We start from the raw sequence: 6,337 nt of genomic DNA on the forward strand, positions 1-6,337 counted from the left end.
GTCGATGGCTGGATTCCCCATGGATATCCTCCAGTCTAAGTCAGTAGTCGGCGACTCGAAACATACCGCACATAACCAGCTGTTTCACCCGCTTGACATACTCCGACAATCAAACAACACTGAGAATAGTTTGCGTTTGCATCAACATATCCTTTAATATAGTCTCCGACTTTTCCAGTGTCTCATCGAGAATCCGGAGCCCTTCCCATGAGCCAGTATATCCACCATGTCCCGGGACGTATTCGCGTGCGGTCCAAGGCATTTTGCTGCCACTCCGAGAAGGCAAGGGCTGCTGAGAGCAGGCTGCTCGCCTTGACGGGCGTGCGTCAGGTCCGACTGAATCCCCATGCCGCGAGTATCACTGTACACTATGACCCAGTGCTGCTCAGGCAATCGGACCTCTTTTCCGTATTGGAACAATCCGGCTGTCTTGGAGCCGCCAGCCGTAGCGACGAGGTTTCCCGCAAGGCCGGCGAGCTGTTCGGCAAGGCACTGGTCGGGGCGGTCGTGCAAAAGGCCGTCGAACAATCCGCACGCACCCTCGTGGGCGCGTTCATCTGAGGCGCCGTCTGTGCCCGCAGACAACGATGCGAAGCCTTTCCCGCTGAGCATGGCAGACGAAGGCGCGCCGGTGCGCATTCACACGGTGCGCGCAGGGCGGAGTCTGGCCCAACGGCTTACCGATCTCGGGCTGAACCTTGGTGGCGAGATTCGTATCGTCCAGCGGCAGGGGGCGGGACTCCTGGTTGCTCGGGGCGAGGGCCGTATTGCAGTGGGGGCCGGCATAGCCGCCAAGATCCTGGTGATCCCCGTTTAGGCGGAAACTCCGCTTGGCTTCGATGTCGGGCCAAGTCCAATGCCATTAAGTTAAGAGGCTGTCTAAAAACCACCACATTGATTTTCGGCTGGCTCCCCACGCTCCAGCGTGGGAGCAGATACCGACGTTCCAGCGTCGATATGGCATTGGGGCCAAGTCTGCGCCCGGCAGTACGGAGCCCAGTAAAACCTGTTGCAACTGAAAGAGAGAGTCATGAGCACGACCCTGAGAAACCTCTCGGTGGGAGACCGGGGACAGGTCGCCGGTTACGAAGAAGGCGGTAGGGCCTACCGCAAGAAGCTGCTGTCGATGGGACTGACGCCGGGGACTGAGCTCGAAGTAGTCCGCGTCGCTCCGATGGGAGATCCGGTAGAAATCAGGGTGCGCGGCACCTCGGTCAGCTTGCGCAAGGGTGAGGCAGAGACGCTTCAAGTGGAGAAGAAGGCATGAGCGGAACCTACACCATCGGCGTCGTCGGTAACCCGAATTGCGGCAAAACGACCCTATTCAACACCCTGACCGGGGCGAAACAGCGCGTGGGCAATTGGCCCGGCGTCACCGTGGAACGTAAGATTGGCCAGTTCCGCTTCGAAGAGACGGATTTCGAGCTGGTCGATCTGCCCGGCACCTATTCGCTGGATGTCACCGACCGGGAGGTGTCGCTGGACGAGCAGATCGCGCGCGACTATGTCCATGCGCGCGAGGCGGACCTGATCGTCAACATCCTTGATGCCTCGAATCTGGAGCGTAATCTCTATCTCACGACCCAGCTGGTCGAGATGCGGGTTCCCCTGCTCGTCGTCCTCAACATGGTCGACGTCGCTGAAGAGAAAGGGAGGCGCGTCAACGCGGCCGGGCTAGCCAACCGTTTGGGCTGCCCGGTGCTGCCGGTGGTCGCCTCGCGGGGTAACGGGATCGAGGCGCTCAAGCGGGCTTTGCTCGAGGCCGTCGAACAGAAACCGGTACCGACGGTCGAGATCCGTTACGACACCATCCTGGAAGACGCCATTACAGGTCTGGTGCCAAAGCTTTCATTGGTCGCCGAGCGCAACGGCGACTCTCCGCGCTGGCTGGCCGCGCGTCTGCTCGAGGGCGACGACCTGGCGCGCGAGCTGGTCGGGGATGCGGTGTCGGAGACGGAGCTCAAAGCTATCGCCGGCGATGTGGCCGAAGAGATCGACATCTTGCTCGCGGACGCCCGCTATGGCCTAGCCCATGCCCTGGCCCGGGACGTGATCGAACAGAAGGGCAAGGTCTCTACGAACCGCTCCGACCGCATCGACCGGGTGATGCTCAACCGGGTGCTTGGCATACCCATCTTTCTGCTAGCCATGTACCTGATGTTCATGTTCACCATCAACATCGGCGGCGCCTTCATCGACTTCTTCGACATCCTTGCCGGTACGCTGTTCGTGGATGGCTTCGCGGAGGTCCTGGGTAGACTCGGCTCTCCCGAGTGGCTGACCGTGGGACTGGCCGGCGGTATCGGGGGGGGAATCCAGGTCGTGGCCACCTTCATCCCGGTCATCGCGGCCCTCTTCCTGTTCCTCTCCTTTCTCGAAGACTCCGGATATATGGCACGCGCTGCCTTTGTCATGGACCGCTTCATGCGTGCCATCGGGCTGCCCGGCAAGTCCTTCGTGCCATTGATCGTGGGTTTTGGGTGCAATGTGCCCGCGATTATGGCAACCCGCACCCTGGAGAACCAGCGCGATAGGATTCTTACGGTGCTGATGGCCCCCTTCATGTCCTGCGGCGCCCGCCTTCCCGTCTATGCCCTGTTCGCCGCCGCCTTTTTTCCCGTCGGTGGCCAGAATGTCGTGTTTGGCCTGTACTTGATCGGAATCGCGGCAGCCGTGGTGACCGGGCTCATCATGAAGACCACCCTGCTGCAGGGCGAGAGCACACCCTTCGTCATGGAGCTCCCGCCCTATCACTTGCCGACTTTCAAGGGCGTGCTGATCCGTACCTGGGACCGAACCAAGAGCTTCATGTTCCGCGCCGGTAAGGTCATCGTGCCCATGGTATTGGTGCTCAACGTGCTGAACAGCGTGGGAACCGATGGCAGCATCGGCAACGAGGACAGCGACAAGTCGCTACTCGCCGAGATCGGCCGCACCATCGCGCCCGCCTTCTCCCCGCTGGGGCTCGACGAGGAGAACTGGCCCGCGGCCGTCGGCATCTTCACCGGTGTGTTAGCGAAGGAGGCCGTGGTCGGAACCCTAGATGCCAGCTACTCCGCACTCGCTGCCGCGGAGGCGGGCGAAGTCGAGGAAGAAACCCCTTATTCCCTGGGGGGCGGAATTTCCGAGGCCCTGGCGAGCATCCCCGCGAACCTTGGCGATGCGCTCGGCACCTGGGCCGATCCCCTCGGCTTAGGGATAGGGGATGTGAGCGACCAAGCAGCCGCAGCAGAGGCACAGGAGGTGACCACCGGGACCTTCGGCACCATGGCAGCGCGTTTCGATGGCGCCGCCGGGGCATTCGCCTACCTGCTCTTCATCCTGCTGTACTTCCCTTGCGTGGCGGCAATCGCTGCGGTCTACCGCGAGACCACGCCGGGGTGGACGCTCTTCGTTGCCGCCTGGACCACGGGTCTGGGCTATATGCTGGCGACCCTTTTCTACCAGGCCGCGATCTTTTCGCGCCACCCCGGGATCTCCCTGGCATGGATCGGCGGCATGGGAGCGATTTTCACCTTTGTCGTGCTTATGATGCGCTATCGCGTGCAGCGTGACCCGGCAACGACTGCGCTGGCTGCACATGAGGCTGCCTGATCGGGCGACAAGGAGGACCTCGATGATTCTGTCCGAGCTGACCGCCTACCTCGCCGAGCAGGAGCGCGCCTCGTTGATTGACTTGTCTCACCGCTTCGGATCCGATCCAGAGGCGCTACGCGGCATGCTCGCAATCCTGGAGCGCAAGGGCCGTGCTCGCCGACTGCCCGCGGGAACCACCTGCGGCGGCTGCAGCAAATGCGACCCGGCATCCATTGAGATTTACGAATGGGTGAAGAACACCCCGCGTTAAGCTGGGCTGCGTTGAAGATGCCCGTCCTCGGGCGCGATCGAACCGAGATATCGACTCGGTCGTCACCCACAATCCGCGTCCCGTTGACCATTATAAAAGGCTGCTTGCCGAGGTACCGGGCATCGCGCACCTGACGGTCGAGGTCAATCACTGTCAAGGCACGGCATGCCAGGCGTCTTCCATGGTTTGAAGAATCGCCCGGGCTCTGAGGCGGTTCTGGTCATCGGTGTCCATCGCGAGGAGCTTGCCTTCGGCGACAAGGTCGCGGACGGCCTCGATCCGTCGTTGGCATATCTGTTGCGCATTCCCGAAGGGCTTTCCGGCCGGCGCCCCAGACAAGACCAACTCTTTTATTGGGTGATTCGTTCGGTAATCGAGTATTGGAAACGAGGTGTAACGGCTCGCCAACATAATCGGACAGGCTTGCAAACTCGGTGAGATTTATAGGCGCCCACCCGGCGTAAGCCATGGGGTGTGCGGGACGGTTCACCGATATTCGGATATGCTTAGCATTCGATCTCACGACCGGGGAGAATTTGTTTTGGAGCTGATTAAAACGCTGATCGGGGACCTGAACGGTCTCGTGTGGGGACCGCCCATGCTGGTCCTGATCCTGGGTACCGGGTTCTTTCTGATGGTGGGCCTGCGGGCCATGCCGTTGACGCGGTTGGGATACGGGTTTCGGATGCTGTGGACGGGGCGCAGACAGCAGGGCAAAGGCGATATCACGCCCTTCAATGCCCTGATGACCTCGCTGTCGGCGACCATAGGCACCGGCAACATCGCCGGCGTCGGCACGGCGATCGCCATCGGCGGTCCGGGGGCCCTGTTCTGGATGTGGTGTACGGCGCTGGTGGGTATGGCCACCAAATACGCCGAGGCGGTGCTGGCCGTGAAGTACCGCGAGGTCGACGCGAAAGGGAATCACGTCGGTGGGCCCATGTACTACATCAAGAATGGTTTGGGGAGGCGTTGGATCTGGTTGGGCGGCGTCTTTGCCGTCTTCGGCGCCCTGGCGGGATTCGGCATCGGCAACGGGGTGCAGGCGAATTCGGTCGCCGACGCCTTGGAGACCAAGTTCCACATCGACTACTGGATCACGGGTATCGTCATGGCCGTGCTGGTGGGGCTGGTGCTGATCGGGGGTATCCGCTGGATAGCCCGGGTGGCTGGTAAGCTGGTCCCCTTCATGGCCGTCGCCTATGTCCTCGGCGGCCTGACGGTGCTGGTGATCAATAGCGCCGAGATCCCCGCCGCCTTGACACTGATCTTTTCCTATGCTTTTACCCCCAGCGCCGAGCTTGGCGGCTTTGCGGGGGCGACCGTGATGCTCGCCATTCGCTTCGGGGTCGCGCGGGGCATCTTCTCCAACGAGGCCGGACTGGGCAGTGCCCCCATCGCGCATGCAGCGGCTAAGACGGACAACCCGGTACACCAGGGCGCTGTGGCGATGCTGGGGACCTTCATCGATACCCTGATCATATGCACCATAACCGGGCTCGTGATCGTGACCTCGGGTCAGTGGAAGGTCGAGAATCCCGAGTACCTGGAATGTGTCGGCAAGGGAGGGGAAACGGCGCAGGAGGTCAGCACGTCCTGGGGCATCGGGCAGACAAAAAATACCTGCGCACTCGCATCGGAAGGGGAAGCGGTGACGTTCGACAAGGTCCAGACCGGTGCCAGCTTGTCGGCTGCGGCCTTTTCCAGCGAGCTGCCCGGCATCGGGGGTTATATCGTGACCTTGGGGCTGGCCCTGTTTGCCTTTACCACCATCCTGGGATGGAGCGTCTACGGCGAGCGCTGCGTGGAATATCTGTTCGGCATCCACGCCATCGTGCCGTTCCGGGTGCTCTGGGTACTCGCGATCCCCTTCGGGGCAACCATCAGCCTGGACTTCATGTGGCTTGTCGCAGATACCCTGAATGCCCTGATGGCCGTGCCGAATCTGATTGCGCTGCTCTTGCTGAGTCCCGTGGTGTTCAAGATAACGCGGGATTATTTCCAGGCGGCGGGTAAGGTCTGAAGCAATCCTGAATTATTTGGCGTTGTCTGATCCCGAAAGCACAGCGACAGGACCGAACATGCCGTAACCCGATATGTCAAACCTATCCCGACGCAGGAGGGATCTTTGTCCCACAACCAACGCCGGATAATTCAGGACGGTAGTGGTAAATTCTCAAGTGGAGATTTTTTGATCCCCTCTCCCCAACCCCTCTCCCGGCTCTCCCCAACCCCTCTCCCGGCGGGAGAGGGGCTTTTGCGACACCCTCGGAGGGAGGGTATCGTAAAAGGTGACGCCCGACGCGGTCTTTCTCGTTCCCACGCGCTGCGTGGGAAGCTGGCAGCTGCGCGCCGCGGAGAGCATCAGGCCGGTGGTATACACGGGAATCAAACCTGCCGGCTGTGCGGCGTTATCCGGTGCGGCCCGGAAGGCGTCTGCTCTGAGCGTTGCCGCCAGCTGGTGATGGGGTCCGTAAGCCGTCTGAAAGA

The 6,337-nt window shown here is 61.4% G+C and carries 8 protein-coding genes; 6 read left to right on the top strand and 2 right to left on the bottom strand.

The genetic code is table 11. From position 1 onward, the window contains the following. The first annotated feature begins 207 nt into the window (after positions 1–207). From BQ17_RS07095 to BQ17_RS07115, 5 genes are all read left to right on the top strand, one after another. Positions 208–561: an HMA2 domain-containing protein gene (locus tag BQ17_RS07095; protein ID WP_089725622.1), complete on the top strand. Its 354-nt coding sequence runs from the start codon at positions 208–210 to the stop codon at positions 559–561. A 10-nt stretch (positions 562–571) separates the two neighbouring features. After that, the gene (locus BQ17_RS07100; RefSeq protein ID WP_256091507.1) at positions 572–817 is read left to right on the top strand and encodes a FeoA family protein; all 246 of its coding nucleotides are present in this window, start codon (positions 572–574) and stop codon (positions 815–817) included. A gap of 213 nt (positions 818–1,030) precedes the next feature. After that, complete coding sequence (locus tag BQ17_RS07105) at positions 1,031–1,267, top strand: FeoA family protein (protein WP_089725624.1); 237 nt, start codon at positions 1,031–1,033, stop codon at positions 1,265–1,267. After that, complete coding sequence (feoB, locus tag BQ17_RS07110; RefSeq protein WP_089725626.1) at positions 1,264–3,594, top strand: Fe(2+) transporter permease subunit FeoB; 2,331 nt, start codon at positions 1,264–1,266, stop codon at positions 3,592–3,594. The genes BQ17_RS07105 and feoB overlap by 4 nt, the downstream gene beginning before the upstream one ends. Before the next feature lie 22 nt (positions 3,595–3,616). Beyond that, positions 3,617–3,847, top strand: a complete 231-nt coding sequence (locus tag BQ17_RS07115; protein ID WP_089725628.1) for a FeoC-like transcriptional regulator — start codon at positions 3,617–3,619, stop codon at positions 3,845–3,847. A gap of 153 nt (positions 3,848–4,000) precedes the next feature. Here BQ17_RS07115 and BQ17_RS07120 read toward each other — a convergent pair whose 3' ends face one another. After that, on the bottom strand, positions 4,001–4,186 hold the full coding sequence (locus BQ17_RS07120) for a hypothetical protein (RefSeq protein ID WP_141699147.1): 186 nt from the start codon (positions 4,184–4,186) through the stop codon (positions 4,001–4,003). 202 nt (positions 4,187–4,388) lie between these two features. On the opposite strand from BQ17_RS07120, the gene BQ17_RS07125 reads away from it, so the two are divergent. Then, positions 4,389–5,870 (top strand): alanine/glycine:cation symporter family protein, encoded by a 1,482-nt coding sequence (locus tag BQ17_RS07125; RefSeq protein ID WP_176722335.1) that lies wholly within the window; start codon positions 4,389–4,391, stop codon positions 5,868–5,870. Positions 5,871–6,023: 153 nt separating this feature from the next. Here BQ17_RS07125 and BQ17_RS22450 read toward each other — a convergent pair. Continuing rightward, a partial coding sequence (locus BQ17_RS22450) for a hypothetical protein (protein ID WP_218068149.1) occupies positions 6,024–6,337 on the bottom strand: 314 nt, incomplete at its 5' end.

Source organism: Candidatus Thiosymbion oneisti (genome assembly GCF_900092655.1).
GTDB lineage: Bacteria > Pseudomonadota > Gammaproteobacteria > Chromatiales > Chromatiaceae > Thiosymbion > Thiosymbion oneisti.

Bases quoted from the DNA above. Each gene is read 5' to 3' on its own strand.
- BQ17_RS07095 (WP_089725622.1), top strand. From the start codon at position 208: ATGAGCCAGTATATCCACCATGTCCCGGGACGTATTCGCGTGCGGTCC.
- BQ17_RS07105 (WP_089725624.1), top strand. From the start codon at position 1,031: ATGAGCACGACCCTGAGAAACCTCTCGGTGGGAGACCGGGGACAGGTC.
- feoB (WP_089725626.1), top strand. From the start codon at position 1,264: ATGAGCGGAACCTACACCATCGGCGTCGTCGGTAACCCGAATTGCGGC.
- BQ17_RS07115 (WP_089725628.1), top strand. From the start codon at position 3,617: ATGATTCTGTCCGAGCTGACCGCCTACCTCGCCGAGCAGGAGCGCGCC.